Below are 25,953 nucleotides of genomic sequence, written 5' to 3' on the forward strand. Positions count from 1 at the left end.
AATAAAATTATTTGAAAATTATGAATAAAAGAAATGTTAATGTATTTACAAAATATGTCTAGTATATTAATGTTAATAGTGAGTTATATCAAAATAAAAAGGGGGAAAAAATGTGAAAAAAACATATATTTCGCAAATAGGACTACTAATAGTTGCTATGATTTGGGGGAGTGGATTTGTAGGAACACAATTGGCGCTAGATGGGGGACTTACGCCACTACAAATAATAACACTTAGATTTTTTATAGGAGCACTTTTGATAAATTTAATATTTTTTAAACAGATAAAAGAAAATGTTAGTAAAGATGCAATAAAGCATGGTTGTATATTAGGATTTTTTTTATTTACAGCATTTGTTGTTCAAACAATAGGGTTAGTTTATACAACACCATCAAAAAATGCATTTATAACTGCTACTAATGTAATTATAGTTCCGTTTATAGGATTTTTAATCTATAAACAAAAACTTGATAAAATAGGTATAATAAGTAGTATATTAACAGTAATAGGTATAGGCATATTATCCCTTGAATCAGATTTTTCTATTAATTTTGGGGATTTTTTAACTTTAGTATGTGCTTTTGGATTTGCATTTCATATATTCTTCACAAGCAAATATGCTGTAAGATATAATCCAATGGTACTTACAGCTATACAATTTAGTGTGGCATTTGTACTTTCATTATTTACACAAATACTTATGGGAGAGGGAAGTATAAATGCTGGTATAGATGGATATCTAGGAGTGTTATATCTAGGAGTATTTAGTACTACTGTTTGTTTTTTAGTACAAACTATATGTCAAAAAAGTGTTGAAGGAAATAAGACGGCTATAATACTTTCAACAGAAGCAGTATTTGGGACACTTTTTTCTGTAATTATATTAAAAGAATTAGTAACATTAAGAATGATTCTAGGAAGCTTTATAATATTTATAGCTATAATAATGGCTGAAACTAAACTATCTTTTTTAAAGAAAAAAGACATATACGTAGAAGAAGCATGTATAGAATCTAACGAAGATACAAGCAAATATTAATATACATTATATAAAATAAATAATTTAATATATAAATGGCAAAATAAGGTTGTAATTAGGCTTGTATAGATGGTAAACTTATATTTGTAAAAAGTTTAAATTTATTGTTTAGGGGATGCTAGACCGGGTATATATAAAATATGATTGATAAGATATTAAATATCTTGTTTATAAATAATAAAAATTTATTATTTAGTTAATATATTTCAGGGTATATAGTATAGTAGTTAAATAATGAATTTAAATTAAATTAATATATAAATTGGAGGAGTATAATCATGAAAAAATTTGTTTGTACAGTATGTGGATACATACATGAAGGAGAAACTGCACCAGAAAAATGTCCAGTATGTGGAGTTGGAGCTGACAAGTTCGAAGAAATGAAAGGTGATATGGTTTGGGCTGATGAGCACAGAATAGGTGTTGCTAAAGGTGTAGATGAAGAAATATTAGAAGGTTTAAGAGCTAACTTTACTGGAGAATGTACAGAAGTTGGAATGTATTTAGCAATGAGCCGTCAAGCTGATAGAGAAGGATACCCAGAAGTTGCAGAAGCTTACAAGAGAATAGCATTTGAAGAAGCAGAACATGCTGCAAAATTTGCTGAATTATTAGGGGAAGTTGTTGTAGCAGATACTAAAGCTAACTTAACTGCAAGAGTAGAAGCTGAATACGGAGCAACTGAAGGAAAATTAAAAATAGCTAAGAGAGCTAAAGAATTAGGATTAGATGCTATACATGATACAGTTCATGAAATGTGTAAAGATGAAGCTAGACATGGTAAAGCATTCTTAGGATTATTAGAAAGACATTTTGGAAAGCAAAACTAATTATAGTTTAAATAAAGAGGTCATCTCATATGAGGTGGCCTCTTCTAATTTATATAAAAATATATGTTATAATATTAGATGAAATTAAATATTATAAAATAAAAGTTAATATGGTGAATATATGAAAACTATAAACTACATAGACAATATAAATATATTTAAAAACTTAAAATATGAAACAAAAGAAGAACTTAAGAATTGTAGCAATATAATGAAATTAGAAAAAAATGAAATTTTATTTAATGAAAAAGAAAAATTAGACAATATATATTTCGTGATAGATGGAAAAGTATCTACATTTAAAATTAATGAAAATGGAGACAGAAAGGTAATATTTATATTAAATAAGGGTGAAATGATTAATGAAATAACTACAGATAAAAAAAGAGAATCATCAGTATTTTGTGAAGTCTTTGAGAAAGCCACTATACTAAAATATAACATAGATGATTTTATAAAAATTATGGAAAAAGATTTCAATCTAACTAAAAATATAATAAATTACATGGAAAGAAGAAATAGAAGGTTATATAGACAACTTAAAAATTCAATTTCTATAAAAATGGATAAAAAGTTAGCAGCTAAATTATATAGAATAAGTAAAGAATTTGGAACAAATAAAGGTGTATGGACATTAATAGATGTAAATATAAGCATAACTTATTTATCAGATATGCTAGGATGTAAAAGAGAAACTTTATCAAGATCAATGAAAACACTACAAAATGAAGGATTAGTAAAAATAGAAGATAAAAAACTATTTGTAAAAGAAAAAGAGTTATCAAATTATTTTAAAAAACAGTAAAACATTAAGGTCTTGATATTTCTTTTATTTTATAAAACGTGATATTAATCACGGAAAATAATCAAAATAAATGTTAATATTTTATCAATAGAAAAGGGAAAAGGTGATTGTTGTGAAGATAAAATTAAGCAAAGATAATTTTAATGAAAAATTGAAAACACTTAGTAATGAATATAAAATATTAGCACCAGTATCATTAGAATATATGGGAACTTTCTCAGATACAGACGTTGTAAGGTATAAAGAAGTAAGTTCTTTAGATGAAATGGAACTAAATAGAAAATCAAACTTTTCTGCTAAGGAAATAGTATTTCCTATAACACAAATATTATTTTATTTTACAGAAAATGAATTTAAGGAAAGCGATATTGATGACAAAAAATTATTAATCTTTTTAAGAGCATGTGACATAAATGCAATGAAAAGACTAGATGAAATATATTTAAAAAATGGAATTGATGAAGATTATTATTATAAAAAACTAAGAGAAAAAGTAAAGTTTGTTCTTGTTGGATGTAGAGAAAGTTTTAGAAATTGTTTCTGTGTAAGCATGGATTCAAATAAAACGGATAATTATTCTATGGGAATTAAAATAGACGATAATGAAGTTTTCTTAGAAATAAAAGATAAAGATTTAAGTATATTTAATGGAGAAAAATGTGAATTTGAAATAGATTTTGTGAAGGAAAACCTATTTAATATAGAAGTGCCACAAATAAATAAAATAAATTCTAAAGAAGTATCTAAACATGAAATGTGGCAAGAGTATAACTCAAGATGTATAGCTTGTGGAAGATGTAACTTTGTATGTCCAACATGTTCTTGTTTTACTATGCAAGATGTTTTTTATAAAGAAAATGAAAAAGTAGGTGAAAGAAGAAGGATATGGGCAGGATGTCAAGTTGATGGATTTACAAGTATGGCTGGAGGACATGAATTTAGAAAAACTAAGGGTGAAAGAATGAGATTTAAGGCAATGCATAAAATATATGATTTCAATAAGAGATTTGGATACAACATGTGTGTAGGGTGTGGAAGATGTGATGATGCTTGTCCTCAGTATATATCATTTTCAAAATGTATAGAAAAAGTAAATGAAATAAGTAAGGAGGAAAAGTAATATGAATTCATATATTCCAGTAGGAGCTAAGATAATAGATATAGTTAAGCATACAGACATAGAATGGACTTTTAGAGTAGAAAGTAGCACTAAAGATGTACTTCCAGGTAAATTTTATGAGATATCAATACCTAAGTATGGAGAAAGTCCAATATCTGTAAGTGGATATGGTGATAATTATATAGATTTTACAATAAGAAGTGTAGGAAAAGTAACTAATGAAATATTTAATTATAAAATAGGAGATAAATTCTTTATAAGAGGACCATATGGAAATGGTTTTGATGTAAAATTATATGAAAATAGAGAAATAGTTGTAGTTGCAGGAGGAAGTGGGCTTGCACCAGTTAGGGGAATTGTAGAATATTTTTATAATAATCCTCAAAAGTGCAAAAGCTTTAAATTAATAGCAGGATTTAAATCACCACAAGACATATTATTTAAAGATGATTTAAAAAGATGGAGTGAAAAATTAGAAGTAATAGTTACTGTAGATAAAGCTTGTGAAGGTTACGATGGTAATGTTGGTTTAGTTACAAAATATATACCAAATTTAGAAATAAAGGATGTAAATAATACATCAGCAGTAGTAGTAGGACCTCCTATGATGATGCATTTTACAGTAGGTGAATTTTTAAAAAGAGATTTAGCGGAAAATAATATATGGGTTTCTTATGAAAGAAAAATGTGTTGTGGAGTAGGTAAATGTGGTCACTGTAAGATGGATGATACTTACATATGTATAGACGGACCTGTATTTGACTATTCTTATGCTAAAAATCTTATAGATTAGGAGGAAATGTTATGATAAGAGATTTAAATACTAAAAAAGTAATGAAAAATGCTTATAGAATAACTAAAAATAAATATGAAACAGCTTTAAGAGTTAGAATACCAGGAGGATGTATAGATCCTGAGAGTTTGATGATAGTTTCAAAGATAGCAAGTGAGTATGGAAATGGTCAAATACACATGACCACTAGACAAGGATTTGAAATACTTGGCATAAAAATGGAAGATATGGAAGAAGTAAATAAACTTATTCAACCTATTATAGAAAAAATGGAAATAAATCAAGATAAAAAAGACAAAGGATATCCTGCTGCAGGAACTAGAAACATAGCATCATGTATAGGAAATAAAGTATGCCCAAAAGCACAATACAATACAACTGAGTTTGCAAAGAAAATAGAAAAAGCAGTATTTCCAAATGATTTACATGTTAAAATAGCTTTAACAGGATGCCCAAATGATTGTATAAAAGCAAGGACTCATGATTTTGGAATAATAGGAATGACTTTACCACACTATGAAAGAGATAGATGTGTATCTTGTGGGGCTTGTGTTAAAAAGTGTAAGCAGTTATCAACAGGTGCGCTACATTCAGAAAACTATAGGGTAATAAGGGACCACAGTAAATGTATAGGATGTGGAGAGTGTGTACTTAATTGTCCTACAAATGCATGGAGTAGAGATCCTAAGAAGTATTATAGATTAGCTATAATGGGAAGAAGTGGTAAAAAGAATCCAAGGCTAGCAGAAGATTTTTTAATATGGGCAGATGAAAAAAATATAATTAAGATAATATTAAATACTTACAAGTATGTAGAGGAATATATAGATAAAAGTTTACCAAAAGAACACATTGGATATATTGTTGATAGAACAGGATTTATGGAGTTTAAAAAATGGGCACTTGAGGGTGTAGAATTTGATGATATTACTATTGTTAAGGATAATGTATACTGGAGTGGAATTAAATATTAAATAGACATAATAAAGAGGTTAAAATAAATTAATTACAATATTGTTAATAAACTATTAAGAATATCCAATATTTGTTAGAATATAATAAACTAACAAAATAATTTGGAGGAAGAGATATGATATCAAGATCTGAATTAAAAACTAGCGCTAAAACGCAATTAAAAGGTCATTGGGGATTAGCAATATTAACATGTTTAATATATACCATAATAGTAGAAGGAACAAGTGTTGAAATAGGAACAACTTCATCTTGGATAAATGAAAATATAGCTATTACCTTGAATATAATAGGATTAATATTTGCAGGTCCAATACAATTAGGATTTAGCAGATTTATATTGAACTTAGCAACGGATAATGAAAAAGCTAAATTTACAGATTTATTCTCTGGATTTAAGTACTTTATAAAATCTTTTGTAATAAATTTAATAACAACTATAGTAGTGGTAATAGGAACATTTTTATTTGTAATACCAGGTATTATAGCAGCATTAATGTTTTCACAATCATACTATATATTAGCAGAAAACCCAGATATATCAATAATGGATTGCTTAAAGAAAAGTGCAAATATGATGAAGGGCTTTAAGTGGGAATTATTTGTACTAGAGTTAAGCTTTCTAGGTTGGGCTATATTATGTGTATTTACCTTAGGAATAGGGTTCTTATGGTATACACCATATTATTATACTACATTAGGGAATTTTTATTTAAAGTTAAAATCTATTCCTAATGAAGATATTTTATAAAAATATTACAATATTTATATTATGTAAATAAAAAATGTATACTTACTAGAAATAGTAGATATACATTTTTTTATTATGATGATATTAAACATAAATTAATAAAATTAGCACCATTTCCTTTAGAAATAAATACTATATAATTAGGAAGGGGGATTAATAAAATGAATTTAAAAAGAAGTGACGAAAATAAAGATTTACAGAGTTTAAGAGATAAATGTAAAAGATTCTTAAATTATCATGCTGTATTAATGATGGAAGATGGGGAAGTATTTGATGGAATTATTGAAAGTGTAGATGAAGATAGTGTTACTGTATTAGTTGGAGAAGATGTAATTGTAGATGAAGATAATAATCAACTAAGACGTGGCAGACAATTTGGAAGACCTAGAAGGTTTAGACGTTTTAGACGTAGAAGATTTCCACTTAATCTTTTAATTGCTCTATCATTATTACGATATCCTTATTAAAATTAATCTTTTACTTGAAATAGGAGCTATCTCTAAATAGAGATTAGCTCCTATTACTTATTTTTCAAATAAATTTCCAAGACCTCCTAATATACTTCCTTCGCCTTTTTGATCGCCATAAACTTGAGGTGCAGAAGCAAATACTCTAGAAGCAAGTCTACTAAATGGTAAACTTTGAACCCAAACATATCCAGGACCTGTTAGAGTTGCAAAAAATAACCCTTCACCGCCAAATAAGCTATTTTTTATACCACCTATAAATTCTATATCATATTTTATATCTTTTGTCATAGCTACTAAGCATCCAGTATCAACTTTTAATTTTTCACCAGGCATTAGTTCTTTTTTAACAATAGTACCGCCAGCATGAATAAAACAAAGTCCATCTCCTTCTAGTTTTTGAAGGATAAATCCTTCGCCTCCAAAAAATCCAACACCAAGTTTTTTTCTAAAATCTATTCCAATACTTACTCCTTTAGCAGCGCATAAAAATGAATCTTTTTGACATATTAACTTACCGTTCATTTCAGATAGGTCAATAGGTATTATTTTACCAGGATAGGGTGATGCAAAAGATACCTTTTTTCTATTGTTAGAAGTATTAGTAAATGAAGTCATAAAAAGACTTTCACCAGTTAAAACTCTTTTAGCAGCACCAAATAGTTTAGAACCACCTTTCTTGCTTCCATCTCCAAAGATTGTTTCCATAGAAATGTGTTCATCCATCATCATCATAGAGCCAGCTTCAGCTACTACACTTTCACCTTTATCTAATTCAATTTCAACAAATTGCATGTCATGTCCATACAGTTTATAATCTATTTCATGTGAATTCATAAAATATCCCTCCTTATGTATTTAATTATAATCTAATTATATATAAAGTATTATAAAAAGTTAAAATATATAGTTATTATTTTTATACATTATATAAAAATAATAACTAAAAAAGGTATAAATGTGAGAATTTTAAGAAAGATTTCTTCATTATGATATAATTATGTAAAGATATAAGATAATAATTTTATCAAGGGGGAAACAAATGGGGAATGTATCAATTAGGGAATGTAATAATTATGATTATGAAAATGTAAAAAATGCAATAAGTAAAAATTTAAAAGATTTAGGTGGATTAGAAAGATATATAAATCCAAATAGCAAAGTACTAATAAAACCAAATTTGCTAATGAAAAAAAGTCCCAAAGAAGCAACAACTACTCATCCAATGGTAGTTAAAGTTGTGTGTGAAATGTTACTTAATCTAAATTGTAAAATAATAATAGGAGATAGCCCAGGTGGTCCGTATACAGTATCTTCATTAAAAAGCATATATAAATCAACTGGTATGAAAGATATAGCAGATGAACTAGGTGTAGAGCTAAATCATGATATAAGTGAAATTAAGGTAGAAAATAAAAATGCTAAAGCTTTAAAATATATGAATATTATAACTCCAATAACTAAAGTAGACCATATAATAAACATATGTAAACTAAAAACTCATGGCATGGCAACATTTACAGGAGGAGTTAAAAATTTATATGGTTCTATAGCAGGACTTCAAAAAGCAGAAATACATTATAGATTTCCAAATGAAGAAATATTTTGTGAGGATGTATTATTAGATATATGTTCTTATGTAAACCCAAGTTTAACTATTATGGATGGAATTATAGGTATGGAAGGAGAAGGTCCTTCAGCTGGAATACCAAGAAATATTGGTGTAACATTAGCATCACCTAGTCCTTATATGATAGATATAGTAGCTTGTAGGGTTATAAATCTAGACATAAATAAAGTACCTACTATAAGAGGGAGTATAAAAAGAGAATATATAAAAAAAGACTTAAGTGATATATCTATAGTAGGTGATAACATAGAGAAATTTATAATAAAAGACTTTAAAATACCTAAAACTAGCAAAGATTTTAGATTGTTATCATCAACTATGCCTAGATGTATACATGAGCCACTTACAAGGATGATAACTCCAAAGCCTGTTGTTTCTCATAAAGATTGTGTAAAGTGTAAAAAATGTATAGAAGTATGCCCAGCTAAGGTCATTACCTTAAATGATAAAATAGAAATAGATTTAAATAAATGTATAAGATGTTTTTGTTGCCATGAATTATGTCCTAAAAAAGCTATACATATAAAAAGAAGTATAATATTTAAATTAATAAAGTAATTTAACAATAATTTAAGTAGCTATTTTATAAAAGCATTCGTATAAATATAGTTATTTAAAATTAAAACTATTTTAATTACATATAACTTAATGTATAATATAGTAAATTTAGTTATATATTAATCAGCTAAAGGGGAGAAAAAGATGATAATTATAAAAAATGGAAGACTAATAGACCCAAAAACTAAAAGAGATGAAGTAGTAGATATACTTATAAAAGACAATAAAATAGAAAAAATAGGGAATATAGACGAAAATAGTGTTGATAGAATAATAGATGCTAAAGGATGTATAGTATCACCTGGACTTATAGATGTACACGTTCATTTTAGAGATCCAGGATTTACTCATAAAGAAGATATATTAACAGGTTCAGATTCAGCAGCTAAGGGAGGATTTACAACAGTTGTATGTATGGCAAATACTAATCCTATAGTTGATAATGAAGAAACTTTAGATTATATAAATGAAAAGGCCAAACTATCACCAATAAATGTATTACAAGCAAGTGCAATAACTAAAGGATTTAAAGGTAAAGAAATAGTTGATATGGATAAAATGATAAAAGCTGGTGCTGTAGGCTTTACTGATGATGGACTACCGATAATGGATAGTGATATTATACTTAAAGCTATGAATATGGCGAAGGAAAGAAACGTTCCTCTTAGCTTTCATGAAGAGGATCCATCACTTATAACTTGTGCTGGTATAAATGATGGTAAAATATCCAAACAAATGGGAATAGTGGGTGCACCAAATGTTGCTGAAGATGTTATGATTAGTCGTGATTGTATGTTAGCTCTAAAAAGTGGGGCAAAAGTTAATATACAACATATAAGTTCTAAAAATTCAGTAGAAATGGTAAGATTTATAAAAAAGTTAGGTGCTAATGTATATGCAGAAGCAACACCACATCACTTTACACTAACAGAAGATGATGTATTAACTTATGGTACTAATGCTAAAATGAATCCACCACTTAGAACATTAGAAGATAAGATGGCAATAATTGAAGGTTTAAAGGATGATACAATAGAAATAATAGCAACAGATCATGCACCTCATACATATGAAGAGAAAAATGTAGAGTTTGTAAAAGCACCAAGTGGTATAACAGGTCTTGAAACTGCACTTTCTCTTGGGATAACTAGCTTAGTTAAAAATAATCATTTAGATATGATGAAGTTAATAGAGAAAATGACTATAAATCCAGCTAAATTATACAACCTAGAAAGTGGAAGCATAGAAGAAGGTAAAGTTGCTGATATAGTTATATTTGATGAAAATGAAGAGTTTGTAGTAGATAAATTTGCATCAAAATGTGAAAACACTCCATTTAAAGGGCATAAATTATTTGGTAAAGTAAAATATACTATATGTTGCGGGAAGGTAGTATTTGAAGATAAAAAATAAAATTAAAAAGGGCTATACTAAAATATAGCCCTTTTTAATTTTATTAATATATTTAATAAACTTTAAATTTTAATATAACTTTAAATAAATCTCCATCTATATCAAGTTTAAGATTACCACCCTGAAGCTCCACTAAACTATTACAAATAGATAGTCCTAATCCACTTCCAGAAGTATTTCTAGAAACATCACCACGAACAAATCTCTCTAATAGTTCATCGGAAGAAATATTTAATCTATGATTAGAGATATTTTTCATAGTAATAAATATATAATCATCTTTAACATTAATATCTATATATACACGAGTATTAGCTAAAGAATATTTAGTAATATTAGTTATAAGATTTTCAAAAACTCTAAACATTCTTTTACCATCTATATTAGTAAATACAGGATAGTTAGGCGTATCTACTATAAAATCTAGCTTAGAAGATTCTATTTTATCCTCTAATTCAACGATACTTTGAATTAGAAGTTCTTTTATATCAGTTTTTTTTAGATTAATTTCTATATCACCACTACTTATTTTAGATGCTTCAAATATGTCCTCAACTAAATATTTAAGTCTAGTAGCTTTTTTATCTAATATATTTATATAATCTTTAGTAGTTTTAGAATCTAATTCGTTATTTTTAAGTATATCTATATAGCTAACTATAGAAGTAAGGGGTGTTTTTAAGTCGTGACTTACATTAGTTATAAGTTCTGTTTTCATTTTTTCACTTTTAAGTTGTTCATTAAGAGACTTTTCAAGTCCTAAGCTTATATTATTTATACTACTAGCGATAGATGATATTTCATCATTACCAATGATCTTTAATTTATGGCCTAAATTACCATTTTCTATAGTTTTTATATTTTTAGATATATATTCAATATATTTTGTTTTTTTAGTTAATAATTTGTATATATAAGAGTAAGGTATAATACTAAATAGAGAAAATAGCATAGCATAAATTATTGTAAAAATAGAAAAATAGTTTATAACTGATAAAAATAAAAATATAATTATAAACTGTATTATTATAGATATTACTAATATACTAGCGATTTTATTGTTTATAGTTTTTTTATTTTGTTTATCTAAAAAATCCTTAATCATAGAAAGTACTACTAATCTAGATAATAAATTATCAGATGATAATTTAAAACTTTTATAAGCTATATAAGTAGTTGTAAGGATTAAAAAATCACATACTATAAGTGAATTATCAAAAAAATCTGGTGTAGAGGACCAAGTATGAAATCTTATAAGGAATATAAAACCTATTATAAATAAAAATGCTTCAACAGAAACATTTGAAGTTAGATTTATAATAGAATCAAATATTCTTATATTAGATTTTTTAGTTATGTTATAAATCACAATACAACTTATAGATATAGCTAAAGAAATTATAAAAACTATCACTTCAATACTTAAAATACTTCTATTATCTAAATGTATTACATTTCCTAAGAATATATATTTTGCTATTGGAGAATATTCATATAAATTATGAAAGCTAAATGCTAAATTAAATAGTGATTCAAAACATATAGATATAGATAAAAATAAAATTAGTAAAGAAGCTATTTTTAATTTTGAGTCTTCTATAGTAATAGATTTATTTAATGTCTTCAATTTTATATCCAATTCCCCACACCACCTTTAAATATTTTGGATCCTTAGGATTTATTTCTATTTTTTCTCTTATTCTTCTAACATGAACAGCAACAGTTTTTTCACAGTTATAAGCTATATCATCCCAAGCGTTTTCATATATCTCTGTAGATGAAAATACTATACCCTTATTTAAAAGTAAAAATTCAAGTATTCTATACTCAATAGGAGTTACTTTAATAACTTCTCCATCTAAACTAACTACTTTAGTATCTTTATTTAAACTAAGACCACCACTTTTTAATACGTTAGAATCATTAATACACTTATTATTAGAGTTACTATTTAAGTTAATAAATCTTCTTAATTGAGATTTAACACGAGCAATGAGTTCTAGTGGATTAAATGGTTTTGTAACATAATCATCAGCTCCCATATTAAGACCTAAAATTTTATCCATATCTTGATTTTTAGCAGATAAAAGTATTATAGGTATATTATTATTTTCCCTTATTTTTAAAGTTGTTTTAAGACCATCAAGATTTGGCATCATTACATCCATAATAACTAAATCTACATTATTATCTATTAAAGTTTCAATAGCATCAATTCCATCGTAAGCTTTTAATACATTAAAACCCTCAGGTTTTAAATAAAATTCAATAGCATCAACTATTTCTTTATCATCATCAACTATTAATATATTTTCGTTCATTTTATCACTCCTTTAAAATAATTATATCATACAACTAAAAAACATATTTTAACAATAAATTATAGATTTATTAAGAATTTATAAACCAACGTATTAATTATTACAAAATTATTAAGAAATTTATATTATTAACATAAGCATAGTAAATATATAAATATTTATGCTATACTCTGATTAGAAAACATAATGAGGGGGATGTTATGAAAAAAAGACTTATATTAGGAGTAGTAGCAGGAGTATTAGCACTAACTAGCATAGGATTTGGGAAAAAGGAAAAAATTGAGGTAAATGTACTTGGAACAACAGATTTACATGGTATAGTAAGTAAGGATTTAGAAAACTATGTAAGTGAAGAAAGAAAAAAGGATGAAAATCTAATATTAGTAGATAGTGGAGATTTTTTTGATATGCAAACTCCAGAAATGAACGAATGGTTTAGAAAAAATAGTGTAATAGTTAATGAAAATGGATTTCCTATTCTACGATTTAAAGATAGTGAAATAGAAGGGGTTGCCCCAATAGTAACTGATATGGGAAGATTAAAATATGATGCTGTGATTCTTGGAAACCATGAGTTTGTGTCTAATAATAAAGATCGTTTAGATACATTAATAAATGATTTTAAAGAAAATAATATGGAAATATTATCTGCAAATACATATAAAAGTAATCATGAAAACTATGTAAAGCCATATATTATAAAAACTATTAATACAAAATATGGAGACTTAAAAATAGGAATATTAGGGCTTACTATAAAAGAAGTAGGAGAATCTATGGATTGGGATGGTGAAAAATCAGTACCTGCAAAATCAAGAGAATTAAAAGACCAAGATGGATACAAGGGTGAGCTATATATGAATGATTTAGTAGAAGATGCTAAAAAATGGGTACCTAAAATGAAAGAAGATGGTGCTGATATAGTAATAAGTGTAGTTCATAGTGGGGAAGAACCTAAAAAACCTAAAAATCCAGGAAATAAAATAAAAGAATTAGCAAGAGAAACTAGTGATATAGATGTTATATTTGCAGGTCATACTCATAAAACAATAGATGAACATAAATACACTAACAAAGATGGTAAAGAAGTAATAGTAACTCAAGGTGGAAAACATTCAGAGGCAATAGCTCATTCCAAGCTCCAATTAGAGAAAGTAAAAGATGGTTGGAAAGTAATAGAGAAAAGTAGTGAAGTTATATCTTTCAAATAAAAAATAAGTTGGATTAATAAGGTTAAGTATTGCTTATTTTAATAAACTAAATTTCATATAAAGTAAAAATATATTCAATTTACATAATAAGAAAAACTGTATTGTAATTAAAATATTAAAAGAAGTGAACTATTATAATAATTCACTTCTTTTAAATTATTTATATTTTCAATTTCTTATATTTAGTCTATAAAAAATCTTTTATACCAAACTAAGAAAGTATATATAGTATATATTTTACGAGCATTATTAGTTTTGCCATTAAAGTGGTCACCTAAAAGCTTGACTATTTCGTCAGTATCAAAAAATTCATTAGCATAATCACTTGTAAAGCTTTCCTTTATTATATTATAGTATCTTTCCTCTTTAAACCAATGTCTTATAGGTACAGGGAATCCTTTTTTCTCTCTTTTAGCCCAAGCATCAGGAAGCTTATTTTTAGCAGCTTCTCTTAAGGCAAGTTTTGTAATACCATTATTGACTCTATATTTTGGAGGGATAGTTTCTCCTACCTTCATAACTTCAACATCTAAAAATGGAACTCTTAGTTCTAGAGAGTGAGCCATACTCATTTTATCAGCTTTAAGTAATATATCTCCTGCTAACCATAATTTTAAGTCAAGATATTGTTTTTTAGTTAAGTCATCCATATGAGATACTTTATCATATATAGGTTTAGTTATATCCTTTATAGAAGGAGCATTTTTATAGTTTGGCTTTAATATAGAATTAGCCTCTTTTTCTTCAAATATGAAGGCTTGTCCTATAAAGTAATCTTCAACTTTAGAACCACCTCTAATTATTGTTGTTCTACCTTTAAAATAAGGTAGTTTTTTTGCAGTCATTGCTAATGGCTTTCTTATGAAAGAAGGAAGTTTTTTATATTTTTTTAATCTATCATCATCATCATACCATTCATAGCCTCCAAAAATTTCATCAGCACCTTCACCAGATAATACAACAGTAACATGTTCTCTAGCAAGTTTGGATAAGAAGTATAGTGGTATGCATGATGGATTTGACTGAGGTTCATCCATATGATACATAATAGCTGATAAGTTTTCAAAACATTCTTCAGAAGTTAGTAGCTTTTGTACATTTTTAATTTCTAACATATCGGATAGATCTTTAGCTAAGCCAGACTCATTAAAATTGTCTTCTTTAAATCCAACAGAGAAAGTTTTAGCAGGCATTAAAGATGCAGTTATATAACTAGAATCAACACCACCAGATAAAAAGCTACCAACAGGCACTTCACTGTTTTTATGAATATCAACAGATTCAGCCACAACATTTTCTATTCTTTTAATACTTTCATCAAGTGAAATTTCTTCATTTTTAAATTCTACATCAAAGTACTTTCTTATTTTTAATTTACCACTTTTATAAATCATATAATGTCCTGGTTTTAATTTATAAACCCCTTTAAAGAAAGTTTCATCAAGTACTGAGTATTGGAAAGTTAAATAAGGTTTTAGAGCTTCTTTATTGACTTCTTTTTTGAAATCTTTATAAGCTAAAAAACTTTTAATTTCTGAACCAAATAATAATTTATCATTATCAATCCTAGAGTAGTAAAAAGGCTTTATACCAAAATGGTCCCTTGCAGCAAAAAGGGTTTTAGCTTTTTTATCCCATATACAAAAAGCAAACATACCTCTTAGTTTTTTAACCATATATTTTCCAAACTCTTCATATGCATGTATTAAAACTTCACTATCTGTTTGAGTTTTAAATATATGACCTTTTTCAATTAGCTCATCACGTAATTCCTTATAATTATAAATTTCACCATTAAATACTAACACTAAACTATTATCTTCATTATATAAAGGTTGTAACCCATTATCAACTCCAATTATGCTAAGTCTTCTAAATCCAAGGGCTATATCTTCGTTAATAAAAGTTCCCATTTCATCAGGACCCCTGTGAACAATAGCTTCTAGCATATTATTTAATATATCTTCTTTATTTGAATTTCTATCAATAAATCCTACAAATCCGCACATAAACCTTACACCTCTAATTATTATCTATATTAAATTAATTTTTTATATCTTTTTAATCTATTATAAATTTTACAAAATTTATATAGCAATGATGTGTCAATGATGTATCAATTTTGTGTCAAAATTTATCATTTAAGATAAAAATAAGTATTTAAAATATAGTAAGATATATATAATATAGAAAATATAACCATAAATCCTATTAATGTTACAAAATTGTTTCATTCATGTAACATACATAATATATAAATAGTTTATAGTTAAATATATAATAGGTAGGTAGAATTATTTAAAAGAAAGAAGTGAAGTATCTATGGAAAAAATATTAATAGTTGAAGACGAAGAAAATATATCAGATTTACTGGCATATTCTCTGGAAAAAGAAGGATACAAAACGGAAGTGGCAGGAAATGGGAAAAAGGCTTTTGAGCTTATAGAAAGCTTTAATCCAGATTTAATAATGCTAGATTTAATGCTTCCAGATATAAGTGGATTAGATATATGTAAAAAAGTTACAACTACATATTCAACACCTATTATAATGTTAACGGCAAAATCAGATACAATAGATAAAATACTAGGGATAGAATTAGGTGCTGATGATTATATAACAAAGCCATTTAATGTAAGAGAGGTTATAGCAAGGGTAAAGTCAATATTTAGGAGAATAGCTTTACTATCAAAATCTATTAAAAGTGAAGAGGATAAAATAAAGCTACAAAATGGATTAGAAATAAATAAAAGCGAAATGAGAGTGAAAAATAATAAAGATGAAGCAATTCATTTAACTAGTAAAGAATATGAGTTACTGCTTTATTTTATAAACAATAAAAATAAAGTATTAACGAGAAATCAGCTTTTAGAAAATATATGGGGAATAAACTTTGAATGTGAAACAAGAACAGTAGATACACATGTTCAAAGGCTTAGAAAAAAATTAAAAGAATATAACTGTATCGAAACTGTAATAGGAACAGGATATAAACTAAGTGATAAGAGTAGGTAAATATGAAAAAATCCATAACTAATAAAATAATGCTATTTTTCTTAGGAATAATATTTTTTGTAATATATTCCATAGTAACATATAGCAATTCAGTACTCAAAAATAACAATGAATTTATAATTGATAAAGAGATAAAAGAAAAATCTAAAAGTATTGATTTATATCTAAAAGAGTATTTTGAATTTAATGGATTAAATCTTAATAATATATCTTTTAGAGCGGCTTCTAGTAATATATCAAAAGATTTAAGCTACAGGCTAGAAAGTATGGTATATATATATGATAGTCAAGGTAAGCTAGTATATCCAAGAATCAAAAATTCTCAAAAATTAGAGAAAACGCAAGATTTAGATGAAGCTATAGATCAAAAAGTATCTTATACTATAAAGCATAGTAATTCTAAAACTAATGTGTATTCATCATATCCCATATTACATGATGATAAGTTAATAGGAATTATAAGGTATAAAAGTGATTACACATACTTATATGATCAAAGTAAATCTTTTATAGAAAAGATAGCATATTTTTCTATAGGCGTATTTTTTATAAGTATATTAATAGCTCATATTATATCTAAAAAGATAACAAAACCTATAATAACTTTAGCCAATAAAACTAAAGAGATAGCAAGTGGTAATTTTGATATAGATATAGATATTAATTCAGATGATGAATTAGGTCGTTTAAGCTTAGATTTTGAAACAATGGCAAAAAAAATAAAACATCAAATCAAGATAATAGAAAAAGATAGAGATGATTTAATTGAGTTATCAAAAAAACAAAAAAGATTTTTTGACAATGTAACCCATGAACTTAAAACACCAATGACTACTATAATAGGATATAGTGAAGTATTAAAGGATAATCAGTTTACGGATGAAAAATTTTTCAACAAAGGTATAGATAGAATTATATCAGAGGCTAACAGATTAAATAGGATGATAGTTCAATTGATAGAAATATCTAGAAATTCTAAAAAAGATTTTGACTATGAACTTAAAAAAATAAATGTATCAAAAATAATAATAAGTATTTGCGAGGACATGATACACAAATCTCAAAAATACCATATGAAAATAGATGTAGATGTTAAGGAAAATTTAAATATAATTGGAAATGAAGATAAGATAAAAGAAATATTAATAAATTTATTAGATAATGCTATTAAATATGGAAAAATAAATACGACAATATATGTAAAAGCAGAGGTTTATGATGGATACATAAACATAAAAGTAGCCGATAGTGGTGAAGGAATTTGTGAGAGTGAATTAGAAAATATATTATCGCCATTTTATCGAGTATCTAAAAGTGATACTAGAGAAATTGGGAGTACAGGTCTAGGTCTTGCTATTGTAAAATCTATAGTTGAAAGCTATAACGGTACTATTGAAATACAAAGCGAAGTAAACAAAGGAACTACGGTTTTAGTTAAATTGCCTACAATAAGTTAAGGAGGAGACATGAAAAAATTTGATATCTTTAAAAAAGAGAAAAGTAATTTAATAGTTTTGTTTTGTATTGTAGGTATACTTTCTATGATAATATACTATGGTATAAATAAAGATAAGGAATATACTAAAAATGTAAATTTAAGTTCTAGTGAATATATATATAATGAGAATAAATTAAAAAAAAAAGATGAACCTATAAAGCTTAATTCAGTAATATCTTTAAGTAAAAATGTATTATCCATGAAAATTTTAGATAATAATATATTACTATTTGAATCAGAAAAAGGCAAAACTGATATAGTATCTATAGATATTAAAAGTAAGGAGAAAAAATTAATAAATAGCAGTAGTACTGGAAAAGTTATGTACTATGGTTATAGAAGTATATCTCCAAATGGAGAAGTAGTTTTATGCATACAAGATTATAAAAATAAGCCAGTAACCAGTATATTAAACTTAAAAGAAAATAGTTCTGAGATACTAGAAAGTAGGCCTATTACAATATTAAGCTGGGTTTTAGATAGTAGTGGATTTATATATACTATAGATAATAGTTTAATTTATTATGATATAATAAATGGAACTAAAAGGGAAATATATAAATTTAAAGATGACGAGTTTATACATAAAGCAGAATTTTCTAGTGATGGAACAAAGTTATATATGTTTATGGAAAAGCTATTGAAAGATAATCATACAAAAAGTATTTTGCTAGAATATGATTTTAAAATGAATAAATCAACTATTAAAATAAATCGTAATAATATTATAGATATGGAAGTATTCAATAATGGAAGTATATTAACTTTAGAACATAGAGATGGAATAAATAGAATATACATAAATTCTAAAGATAAATCTGAAGAACTAGATATAAAAAATGTAGAATCAGTTTACTTAAATAAGAATAGAAATAAACTTGTAATAATAACTACAAATAACAACTATGAGGTGGAAATAGGAATATATGATGTTAAAAATAGAAGTGAAAATACTAAATTAAGTAAGGTAGGAAAGATAAGTGGGTTAACGAGGATAGGTTCTATAAGTATAAATAATGAAAATCAACTTGCTTATTTAGTTAGAGATAAACTACAAAATTTAAGATTATATATTTATGATATATAAATAAAACTAAAAATAAATTTAATAAAAATTAATAAATTTTATAGAAATAAGCTACATAGTTAACTAAAATTATATTATAAAGAAAGCTTAAGGGGAAGATAATATGAAATCTATAAAAATATGTATAGGAAGTGCTTGTCACTTAAAAGGATCATATGAAGTTATAGAGATATTTAAAAAACTAATAAAGGAAAAAAATTTAGAACAAGAGATAGAATTATGTGCATCTTTTTGTTTAGGAAATTGTAAAGAAGCAGTATCAGTTATGAGATGGGACGGAGTAGTATTTTCTGTTGATAAAGAAAATGCAAAATATATATTTGAGCGTGAGTTTAAGATATAAAATTAACTATCAGGGGGAATATACTATGTGGTTTATGAGCTTTTCTAAAGCAAATTGTAAAAATTGCTATGCATGTATAAGAACTTGCTTTGTACATGCTATAAAAGTAAAAGAAGAACAAGCACATATTATAAAGGAAAGATGTATAATATGTGGTAAATGTTTTAAGGCTTGTCCACAAAATGCCAAGCTTATAAAATCAGAAGTATCTATGATAAAACACTACAATAAAATGGGGAAAACTGTAGTTGCATCACTTGCACCAAGCTTTAGTGCAATATATGGTAAAAATAGCTTAAAAATTCCAACAGCACTTAAAAAGTTAGGATTTAATTATGTAAAAGAAGCTGTAGAGGTTACTGATCTAGTATTAGATGAATACATAAAATATGCAAATAAAGAAAATGATGATGTGTATATAACAAGCTTTTGCCCATCTATAAATAATCTAATCCAAAAACACTATCCTGAATTAACTAAAAATATAATACCTGTAACATCACCATCAATACTACATGGAAGAATACTAAAAGAAAAATATCCAGATTCTAAAGTGGTTTTTATAGGCCCATGCTTATCTAAAAAAACTGATGCACACGATGAAAAATCTATAAACTCTGTTATAACTTTTGAAGAATTAGATAGGTGGTTTAAAGAGGAAAATATAGATTTAGAAAGTCTAGAGGATGGAGAATTTAAGTATATAGAAAAAGAAAAAAGGATGTTACCTATAATAGGAAGTATAACAGATAAAATAAAAAGTCAAAAGCCAAGAAGAACTATTATACAAGTGGATGGGGTTAGAGAGTGTATAGATGTTTTAGATGAAATAAAAAAAGGAAAATTTAAAAATACTTTATTTGAAATGACTGCTTGTAGACATGGCTGTATTGGTGGATCTGGTATGCCTGAGGATAATAATAGTGTTTATGAAAGAAAAGAAAATATAAAAGAGTTTTCAAAATACTTAGATGAAAATAAGAGCTTAACAATTGAAAGTGATACATTACAAAATAAAAATATAAATATATCGCTTTATAAAGAATTTCCATCAAAAGATTATAAATTAAAACAACCAAGTGAAAATGAACTTAAAGAAATACTAAAAGACATGGGAAAATACGATAAAAGTGATGAACTAAACTGCGGTGGATGTGGGTATCATTCTTGTAAAGAAAAAGCAATAGCAGTATATAATAATATGGCTGAAATAAATATGTGTTTACCATTTATGAGGGAAAAAGCAGAAAATTTAACTAGTACTATATTTGAGATAACACCAAATATGATAGCTATAGTAAATAAAGAGTTAGAAATAACTAGATTAAATCCAGCAGCAGAACATTTTTTTAATATGTCTAGCAATAAAGCTAAGAATATTCCTATAGGAATGTTTTTAGAAGAAGAAAAATTTAAAAATGTAAAAACAAGTAAGAAAAATATATATAAAGAAAGGATAATACTAAAAGAAAGTAACTCAACTATAATTCAAAGTATAATATGGTTAGATAAAAATCAAGTACTACTTTGGATAGGAGATGATATAACAGAAGATGAAAAACTTAAAAATAAAATAAAAAGTATGAAAATAGATGCTGTTAATATGGCTCAAGATGTTATAGACAAACAAATGATAGTAGCACAAGAAATAGCAAGCCTTCTTGGAGAAACGACAGCCCAAACTAAGGTTACACTAACAAATCTTAAACAACTTATAAAAGAAGAGGAGAATTTATAATGGATTTTTTTATAGATTTCGCTAGTAGTAGCTTAAACAAACATGGTGAAGAACTATGTGGCGATAAAGTTGAGTTTTATAATGATGAAGAGATGTTTATAGCAGTACTATCAGATGGGCTTGGAAGTGGAGTAAAAGCAAATATACTAGCAACTTTAACCTCTAAGATAGCTATAACTATGTTAAAAGAAGGAGTTAAAATAGAAGAAGTAGTAGATACAATAGTAAAAACCTTACCAGTATGTTCAGAGCGGAATTTGGCATATTCAACTTTTACAATAGTAAAAATAGCAAAAGATAATATTGCTTATATTGCAGAATTTGACAATCCAAGTATATTTTTTCTAAGTGATAGAGAAATAAAAAAAATAGAATGGAGTACTATTGATATAGATGGACGCAAGGTAAAAGAAAGCCAGTTTAAAGTTCATGAAAAAGATACTTTAGTATTTGTTAGTGATGGAGTCATACATGCTGGAGTTGGAACTATCCTAAATTTAGGGTGGCAGTGGGAAAATGTAGATGAATACTTAAAGAAAAATATAAACAAATCTATGTCGGCTAAACAAGTAACGGATTTATTATTAGGGGCTTGCGATCAACTATATATGCAAAAGCCAGGAGATGACACAACCGTAGCCACTATAAAGGCTATAAGGCGTAAAAATGCAGTATTATTTTCAGGTCCTCCAATAGATAGTGCTATAGATAGTAAAATAGTAGATACTATAATGAAGACTCATGGCAAAAAGATAGTATGTGGTGGTACTACGGCAAATATAGTAGCAAGAGAACTAGGTGTAGAACTTAAAACTAGTTTTGATATTTTTGATAAAAATATACCACCTATAGGTTATATAAAGGGGATTGATTTGGTAACAGAAGGTGTATTAACTATTAAGGAAACACTAAAAAATCTTAAAAGAATAAAATATGAAACTAATTTAAATTTTTTATATAAGGAAGATGGTGCATCAAAATTGGCTAGAATGCTTTATGAAGATTGCACACATATAACTTTAATAGTTGGAAGGGCAATAAATCCAGCTCACCAAAATCCTGACTTTCCAAATGAATTAAGTATAAAGCTATATCTTATGAATGCACTTAAAAAAGAGCTAATAGCTTTGGGGAAAATAGTTGATATAAAATTTTACTAAAGGCACATTTATGTGCCTTTAGTTTATTATACAAGTATTTTAACATTTCATAATATAAGTGCATATAACATAAGTATTGGTTATTAAAAATTTTATAAAAATTTACGTACTTGAAATTAAAGTTTTATAGTAGTATAATTACTCCTTGATTATAAGAAAAGCAATTATAATTTTAATTTAAAAAATAATTACTGATTAAATGTTTATATCGGTACAATAACCTTAAAAAATATGAAATGGGGGATGAATTTGGAAACAAATATCACTAAAAGATTAATGATTAATAAGTTAATTTTACTTATTATCATAATAGCATTTGTAAATATGTTCTCTTTCTTATTTGGAACGGAAAACACCCTAACAGGGGTAACAGTAATAACAGGTGCATTAATGTTTAAAGATATAGATTTAGGGTACAATGTTAAACAATCTGTATTTATAACTATAGGATTATTTACTTTTATAGGAATAGTTACATATTTAACTAGTCAAGTTGGAATATTACTTGCTATATTAATAAACCTTATATCAGTATTTATAGTAATCTATATAACATCAGAAAATTTACAAACAAAAGTATTTTTACCATTTATTTTACTTTATGTATTCTTAGATGGAACGCCTATTGATGAAACACAAGCTATTATGAGGGTAATATCATCTTTTATAGGTGGAATTATAATGGCTTTAACACTTTATATAAGCCATAATAAAAAACAAATATCAAAAAAATCTATAAAGGAAGATTTATGTAAAGAAAATATAGATTTTTCTAGTGAAAGATTTAGATTTTCAGTAAAAATGGCAATAGGTATAAGTATAGCAATATTTATAGGAAGCGTTTTAAATACTCAAAAGGCTATGTGGATTACTATAGCAGTAATGTCATTAACTCAGCCACAACATGAAGATTCAAAACAACGTATGAAAGAAAGACTTATAAGTACAATATTAGGAGCTATAGCCTTTGTTATATTATTTAAAGTGTTAGTGCCTCAAAAATACTTTACTTTCGTAACACTTAGCTTAGGGTATATATATACATTCATATACGAATATAAAATAAAAATGTTTTTCGTAGCTATAAATGCTTTAGTAGCATCTATGTTTATATTTAATACACCAACATCTATAGTACTAAGAATTGGATTTTTAGCTATAGGAATATGTGTTGTATATATTATAAGTAAAGGTGAAGAAGTTATATCTAAAATAAAAGAGAAAGAGCAATCAGCTATATTTGAATAATATAATTAAATTAAAAATCAATACTATAGATAGAAAAGTTTAATCTAAATATAGGATTTTAATTGGAATTAAATTATAAATTTTATATTTTATGAAAGATTTGAGTAAAAAATGTGTTTAAATAAAAAGAAGGTATAAAATAATTTTTATACCTTCTTTTGTATTTAAAATCTTTTAGTTCTATAAAATCTGTATAAAAAGTCTTTTTCTAAGGATTTACTTAAAGTTGCACTCTCTTGAAAATTAATAAACCTTATTTCTAAAGAAGACTTACTAGTAGGAATAACTTTATGTATTAATTTTAGATTAACTATGTAACTTTTATGTGATTTGAAAAAATTCGGAGGTATTCTTTTTTCTAAATCATCAAAGTTTTCGTAAAATTTTATAATATCATGGTCTTTAGTATATAAGTTTATAGCTCTAGAGTTCTTTTCAAACATAACTATATCATCGAAATTTAGCATATGTATTTGCTTTCTTATTTTATAAACAAATAAGGTATCATCTATAAAATTTGTTTTAGCTAACTTATGAGAATTTATATGATCAATAGCTATATTTACAGAATCGATTATTTTATCACTGGTAAATGGTTTGACTATAAAATCAACAGGATGAACCTTAAAACTTTCTAAGCTATAATCTGAAAAACCAGTAACAAATATTATATGAATATCTTTGTCGACAGAAGTTATTTCTTTAGCAGTATCAATTCCATTTTTATAAGGCATATCGATATCAATTATAAGCAAATCTATTTTTTCGGATTTAACAAATTCTATAGCTTCGACTCCATTTTTAACTTTTTTTATATAATCAACATATCCAGATTCTTTTAAAATTTTTTCTATATCATCTCTTATGGCTTTATCATCATCACATATTAAAACTTTTATCATAAAAATCTCCTATTTAATTATATTTAGGTATTAATATAGTAAATTCTGTTAAGAAATCATCACTATTTGCAAATATATAATATCCATATTTATCTAGTATATTTTTGACTAAATAAAGACCATATCCCCTATCTTGTCCATTTTTAGTAGAAAAGCCTTCTAAAAATATTGCATCAGTATTATATATTTTAGGACCGTTATTTTTTATAGATATAACATATTGAAATTCATCTTCATAGACAAATAGCTTGATGTATTTATTATCTTTAGATATTGTAGATAATGAATCAATTGCATTATCTATTATATTAAGAAGTACAGAGCTCATTTCATTAGGTTCTATAATCAGATTGTCTATAAAATCTTGTATATAAACATCAAAAGTTATATTTTTCATAAGGCATTCTTCGTATTTTAATGATGCTATAGCATCAAGGTAAGATACTTTGCCATATCTTGAATTTTTACTTCTAAAACTATTAGATATATTTGTTATATATTCTTTAGCATCATTAGTAAGCCCAGTATTTAATAAAGAGTATACTACTTGAAGATGTTTTAGATAATCATGTTTTTGACTTCTAAGTTTAGCAATAATGTTATCGTTATGCTCTATTTTATTATTTGAAGTATTTAGATTTTTTTCTTTAATAATATTATCGTCTATTAACTTGATAAACTTATTTCCTATATATATACAAATAATTATTAAAACTAAAGATAATGAAATTTTAAAAATACCCCTTAAAAAATAATCATTTATAATCTCAAATAAGATATATTTGTATAATCTATTAAATAATAAAAAGGTTATAAATGATATAAAAAATGACAGAAAAGACTTTTTAGTTAAAGAAAGTTTTCTATAAAATTCATATCTATTAAATAAAAGGCTAGTACCTATAAACAAAAGAAGTATATATACAGGTAAGATATAAATACTATTCATAATTCCCCCTAAATTTTATATTCTTTAATTAAATTATAACATTTATAAAAAAATATGTAAAAAGTGGAAATCTACAAATAAAGGCTTTAAACTTGAATATAGA

At 25.9% G+C, this 25,953-nt stretch carries 24 protein-coding genes; 18 read left to right on the forward strand and 6 right to left on the reverse strand.

The genetic code is table 11. The annotated features are described in order from the left end of the window. Positions 1-112: 112 nt before the first annotated feature. From I4U89_RS03335 to I4U89_RS03370, 8 genes are all read left to right on the forward strand, one after another. A complete protein-coding gene (locus tag I4U89_RS03335; protein WP_330615519.1) occupies positions 113-1,039 on the forward strand; it encodes a DMT family transporter in 927 nt (308 codons plus the stop codon). Between the two features lie 278 nt (positions 1,040-1,317). Further along, positions 1,318-1,869 carry an NADH peroxidase gene (locus I4U89_RS03340; RefSeq protein ID WP_195938310.1) on the forward strand — a complete coding sequence of 184 codons (552 nt, stop codon included), beginning with the start codon at positions 1,318-1,320 and terminating at the stop codon, positions 1,867-1,869. A 121-nt stretch (positions 1,870-1,990) separates the two neighbouring features. Further along, entirely contained in the window at positions 1,991-2,674 is a 684-nt protein-coding gene (locus I4U89_RS03345; protein ID WP_195938313.1) for a Crp/Fnr family transcriptional regulator, read from the forward strand. A gap of 112 nt (positions 2,675-2,786) precedes the next feature. Next, positions 2,787-3,794, forward strand: coding sequence for an anaerobic sulfite reductase subunit AsrA (gene asrA / locus I4U89_RS03350; RefSeq protein ID WP_195938315.1), 1,008 nt, complete (start codon positions 2,787-2,789; stop codon positions 3,792-3,794). A 1-nt stretch (position 3,795) separates the two neighbouring features. Then, the gene (asrB, locus tag I4U89_RS03355) at positions 3,796-4,587 is read left to right on the forward strand and encodes an anaerobic sulfite reductase subunit AsrB (protein WP_195938317.1); all 792 of its coding nucleotides are present in this window, start codon (positions 3,796-3,798) and stop codon (positions 4,585-4,587) included. Between the two features lie 11 nt (positions 4,588-4,598). Next, positions 4,599-5,561 (forward strand): sulfite reductase subunit C, encoded by a 963-nt coding sequence (asrC, locus tag I4U89_RS03360; protein ID WP_195938319.1) that lies wholly within the window; start codon positions 4,599-4,601, stop codon positions 5,559-5,561. 116 nt (positions 5,562-5,677) lie between these two features. Beyond that, a complete protein-coding gene (locus I4U89_RS03365) occupies positions 5,678-6,310 on the forward strand; it encodes a DUF975 family protein (protein WP_207744111.1) in 633 nt (210 codons plus the stop codon). 161 nt (positions 6,311-6,471) lie between these two features. After that, positions 6,472-6,777: a hypothetical protein gene (locus I4U89_RS03370; protein WP_195938321.1), complete on the forward strand. Its 306-nt coding sequence runs from the start codon at positions 6,472-6,474 to the stop codon at positions 6,775-6,777. 57 nt (positions 6,778-6,834) lie between these two features. Here I4U89_RS03370 and I4U89_RS03375 read toward each other — a convergent pair whose 3' ends face one another. Then, positions 6,835-7,614, reverse strand: a complete 780-nt coding sequence (locus I4U89_RS03375; RefSeq protein WP_195938323.1) for a TIGR00266 family protein — start codon at positions 7,612-7,614, stop codon at positions 6,835-6,837. Positions 7,615-7,819: 205 nt separating this feature from the next. Between I4U89_RS03375 and I4U89_RS03380 the strand changes: the two genes are divergently transcribed. Next, the gene (locus I4U89_RS03380) at positions 7,820-8,965 is read left to right on the forward strand and encodes a DUF362 domain-containing protein (protein ID WP_195938325.1); all 1,146 of its coding nucleotides are present in this window, start codon (positions 7,820-7,822) and stop codon (positions 8,963-8,965) included. 144 nt (positions 8,966-9,109) lie between these two features. Continuing rightward, a complete protein-coding gene (locus I4U89_RS03385) occupies positions 9,110-10,378 on the forward strand; it encodes a dihydroorotase (RefSeq protein ID WP_195938327.1) in 1,269 nt (422 codons plus the stop codon). A 52-nt stretch (positions 10,379-10,430) separates the two neighbouring features. Here the strand turns inward: I4U89_RS03385 and I4U89_RS03390 are convergent, their stop codons facing one another. Both I4U89_RS03390 and I4U89_RS03395 read right to left on the reverse strand, forming a co-directional pair. Then, positions 10,431-12,017 carry a HAMP domain-containing sensor histidine kinase gene (locus I4U89_RS03390; protein ID WP_195938329.1) on the reverse strand — a complete coding sequence of 529 codons (1,587 nt, stop codon included), beginning with the start codon at positions 12,015-12,017 and terminating at the stop codon, positions 10,431-10,433. Continuing rightward, a complete protein-coding gene (locus I4U89_RS03395) occupies positions 11,989-12,699 on the reverse strand; it encodes a response regulator transcription factor (RefSeq protein WP_195938331.1) in 711 nt (236 codons plus the stop codon). Before I4U89_RS03395 ends, I4U89_RS03390 begins: the two co-directional genes overlap by 29 nt. A 200-nt stretch (positions 12,700-12,899) precedes the next feature. Between I4U89_RS03395 and I4U89_RS03400 the strand changes: the two genes are divergently transcribed. Beyond that, positions 12,900-13,910, forward strand: coding sequence for a metallophosphoesterase (locus tag I4U89_RS03400; RefSeq protein WP_195938333.1), 1,011 nt, complete (start codon positions 12,900-12,902; stop codon positions 13,908-13,910). Between the two features lie 182 nt (positions 13,911-14,092). On the opposite strand, the gene asnB is transcribed toward I4U89_RS03400, so the two are convergent. Beyond that, positions 14,093-15,919 carry an asparagine synthase (glutamine-hydrolyzing) gene (gene asnB / locus I4U89_RS03405; protein ID WP_195938335.1) on the reverse strand — a complete coding sequence of 609 codons (1,827 nt, stop codon included), beginning with the start codon at positions 15,917-15,919 and terminating at the stop codon, positions 14,093-14,095. A 313-nt stretch (positions 15,920-16,232) separates the two neighbouring features. Between asnB and I4U89_RS03410 the strand changes: the two genes are divergently transcribed. The 7 genes from I4U89_RS03410 (at position 16,233) to I4U89_RS03440 (ending at position 23,999) form a co-directional block, all read left to right on the forward strand. Further along, a complete protein-coding gene (locus I4U89_RS03410; RefSeq protein WP_195938337.1) occupies positions 16,233-16,925 on the forward strand; it encodes a response regulator transcription factor in 693 nt (230 codons plus the stop codon). 2 nt (positions 16,926-16,927) lie between these two features. Next, complete coding sequence (locus tag I4U89_RS03415) at positions 16,928-18,382, forward strand: HAMP domain-containing sensor histidine kinase (protein ID WP_195938339.1); 1,455 nt, start codon at positions 16,928-16,930, stop codon at positions 18,380-18,382. 9 nt (positions 18,383-18,391) lie between these two features. Next, positions 18,392-19,510, forward strand: a complete 1,119-nt coding sequence (locus tag I4U89_RS03420; protein ID WP_195938341.1) for a hypothetical protein — start codon at positions 18,392-18,394, stop codon at positions 19,508-19,510. A gap of 103 nt (positions 19,511-19,613) precedes the next feature. Further along, the gene (locus I4U89_RS03425; protein WP_195938343.1) at positions 19,614-19,853 is read left to right on the forward strand and encodes a (2Fe-2S) ferredoxin domain-containing protein; all 240 of its coding nucleotides are present in this window, start codon (positions 19,614-19,616) and stop codon (positions 19,851-19,853) included. 25 nt (positions 19,854-19,878) lie between these two features. Then, positions 19,879-21,591, forward strand: coding sequence for a [Fe-Fe] hydrogenase large subunit C-terminal domain-containing protein (locus I4U89_RS03430; protein WP_195938345.1), 1,713 nt, complete (start codon positions 19,879-19,881; stop codon positions 21,589-21,591). Continuing rightward, on the forward strand, positions 21,591-22,751 hold the full coding sequence (locus I4U89_RS03435) for a SpoIIE family protein phosphatase (protein WP_195938347.1): 1,161 nt from the start codon (positions 21,591-21,593) through the stop codon (positions 22,749-22,751). Before I4U89_RS03430 ends, I4U89_RS03435 begins: the two co-directional genes overlap by 1 nt. A 249-nt stretch (positions 22,752-23,000) precedes the next feature. Then, a complete protein-coding gene (locus I4U89_RS03440) occupies positions 23,001-23,999 on the forward strand; it encodes an FUSC family protein (RefSeq protein ID WP_195938349.1) in 999 nt (332 codons plus the stop codon). Between the two features lie 164 nt (positions 24,000-24,163). Here the strand turns inward: I4U89_RS03440 and I4U89_RS03445 are convergent, their stop codons facing one another. Both I4U89_RS03445 and I4U89_RS03450 read right to left on the reverse strand, forming a co-directional pair. Next, complete coding sequence (locus I4U89_RS03445; protein WP_195938351.1) at positions 24,164-24,901, reverse strand: LytR/AlgR family response regulator transcription factor; 738 nt, start codon at positions 24,899-24,901, stop codon at positions 24,164-24,166. Between the two features lie 13 nt (positions 24,902-24,914). Next, on the reverse strand, positions 24,915-25,850 hold the full coding sequence (locus I4U89_RS03450) for a sensor histidine kinase (RefSeq protein ID WP_195938353.1): 936 nt from the start codon (positions 25,848-25,850) through the stop codon (positions 24,915-24,917). Positions 25,851-25,953 lie beyond the last annotated feature (103 nt).

Origin of the sequence: Romboutsia sp. 1001713B170131_170501_G6 (assembly GCF_015668195.1) — a bacterium.
Lineage (GTDB): Bacteria > Bacillota > Clostridia > Peptostreptococcales > Peptostreptococcaceae > Romboutsia_C.

Bases quoted from the DNA above. Each gene is read 5' to 3' on its own strand.
- I4U89_RS03340 (WP_195938310.1), top strand. From the start codon at position 1,318: ATGAAAAAATTTGTTTGTACAGTATGTGGATACATACATGAAGGAGAA.
- I4U89_RS03345 (WP_195938313.1), top strand. From the start codon at position 1,991: ATGAAAACTATAAACTACATAGACAATATAAATATATTTAAAAACTTA.
- asrB (WP_195938317.1), top strand. From the start codon at position 3,796: ATGAATTCATATATTCCAGTAGGAGCTAAGATAATAGATATAGTTAAG.
- asrC (WP_195938319.1), top strand. From the start codon at position 4,599: ATGATAAGAGATTTAAATACTAAAAAAGTAATGAAAAATGCTTATAGA.
- I4U89_RS03365 (WP_207744111.1), top strand. From the start codon at position 5,678: ATGATATCAAGATCTGAATTAAAAACTAGCGCTAAAACGCAATTAAAA.
- I4U89_RS03370 (WP_195938321.1), top strand. From the start codon at position 6,472: ATGAATTTAAAAAGAAGTGACGAAAATAAAGATTTACAGAGTTTAAGA.
- I4U89_RS03375 (WP_195938323.1), bottom strand. From the start codon at position 7,614: ATGAATTCACATGAAATAGATTATAAACTGTATGGACATGACATGCAA.
- I4U89_RS03380 (WP_195938325.1), top strand. From the start codon at position 7,820: ATGGGGAATGTATCAATTAGGGAATGTAATAATTATGATTATGAAAAT.
- I4U89_RS03385 (WP_195938327.1), top strand. From the start codon at position 9,110: ATGATAATTATAAAAAATGGAAGACTAATAGACCCAAAAACTAAAAGA.
- I4U89_RS03395 (WP_195938331.1), bottom strand. From the start codon at position 12,699: ATGAACGAAAATATATTAATAGTTGATGATGATAAAGAAATAGTTGAT.
- I4U89_RS03400 (WP_195938333.1), top strand. From the start codon at position 12,900: ATGAAAAAAAGACTTATATTAGGAGTAGTAGCAGGAGTATTAGCACTA.
- asnB (WP_195938335.1), bottom strand. From the start codon at position 15,919: ATGTGCGGATTTGTAGGATTTATTGATAGAAATTCAAATAAAGAAGAT.
- I4U89_RS03410 (WP_195938337.1), top strand. From the start codon at position 16,233: ATGGAAAAAATATTAATAGTTGAAGACGAAGAAAATATATCAGATTTA.
- I4U89_RS03415 (WP_195938339.1), top strand. From the start codon at position 16,928: ATGAAAAAATCCATAACTAATAAAATAATGCTATTTTTCTTAGGAATA.
- I4U89_RS03420 (WP_195938341.1), top strand. From the start codon at position 18,392: ATGAAAAAATTTGATATCTTTAAAAAAGAGAAAAGTAATTTAATAGTT.
- I4U89_RS03425 (WP_195938343.1), top strand. From the start codon at position 19,614: ATGAAATCTATAAAAATATGTATAGGAAGTGCTTGTCACTTAAAAGGA.
- I4U89_RS03430 (WP_195938345.1), top strand. From the start codon at position 19,879: ATGTGGTTTATGAGCTTTTCTAAAGCAAATTGTAAAAATTGCTATGCA.
- I4U89_RS03435 (WP_195938347.1), top strand. From the start codon at position 21,591: ATGGATTTTTTTATAGATTTCGCTAGTAGTAGCTTAAACAAACATGGT.
- I4U89_RS03445 (WP_195938351.1), bottom strand. From the start codon at position 24,901: ATGATAAAAGTTTTAATATGTGATGATGATAAAGCCATAAGAGATGAT.
- I4U89_RS03450 (WP_195938353.1), bottom strand. From the start codon at position 25,850: ATGAATAGTATTTATATCTTACCTGTATATATACTTCTTTTGTTTATA.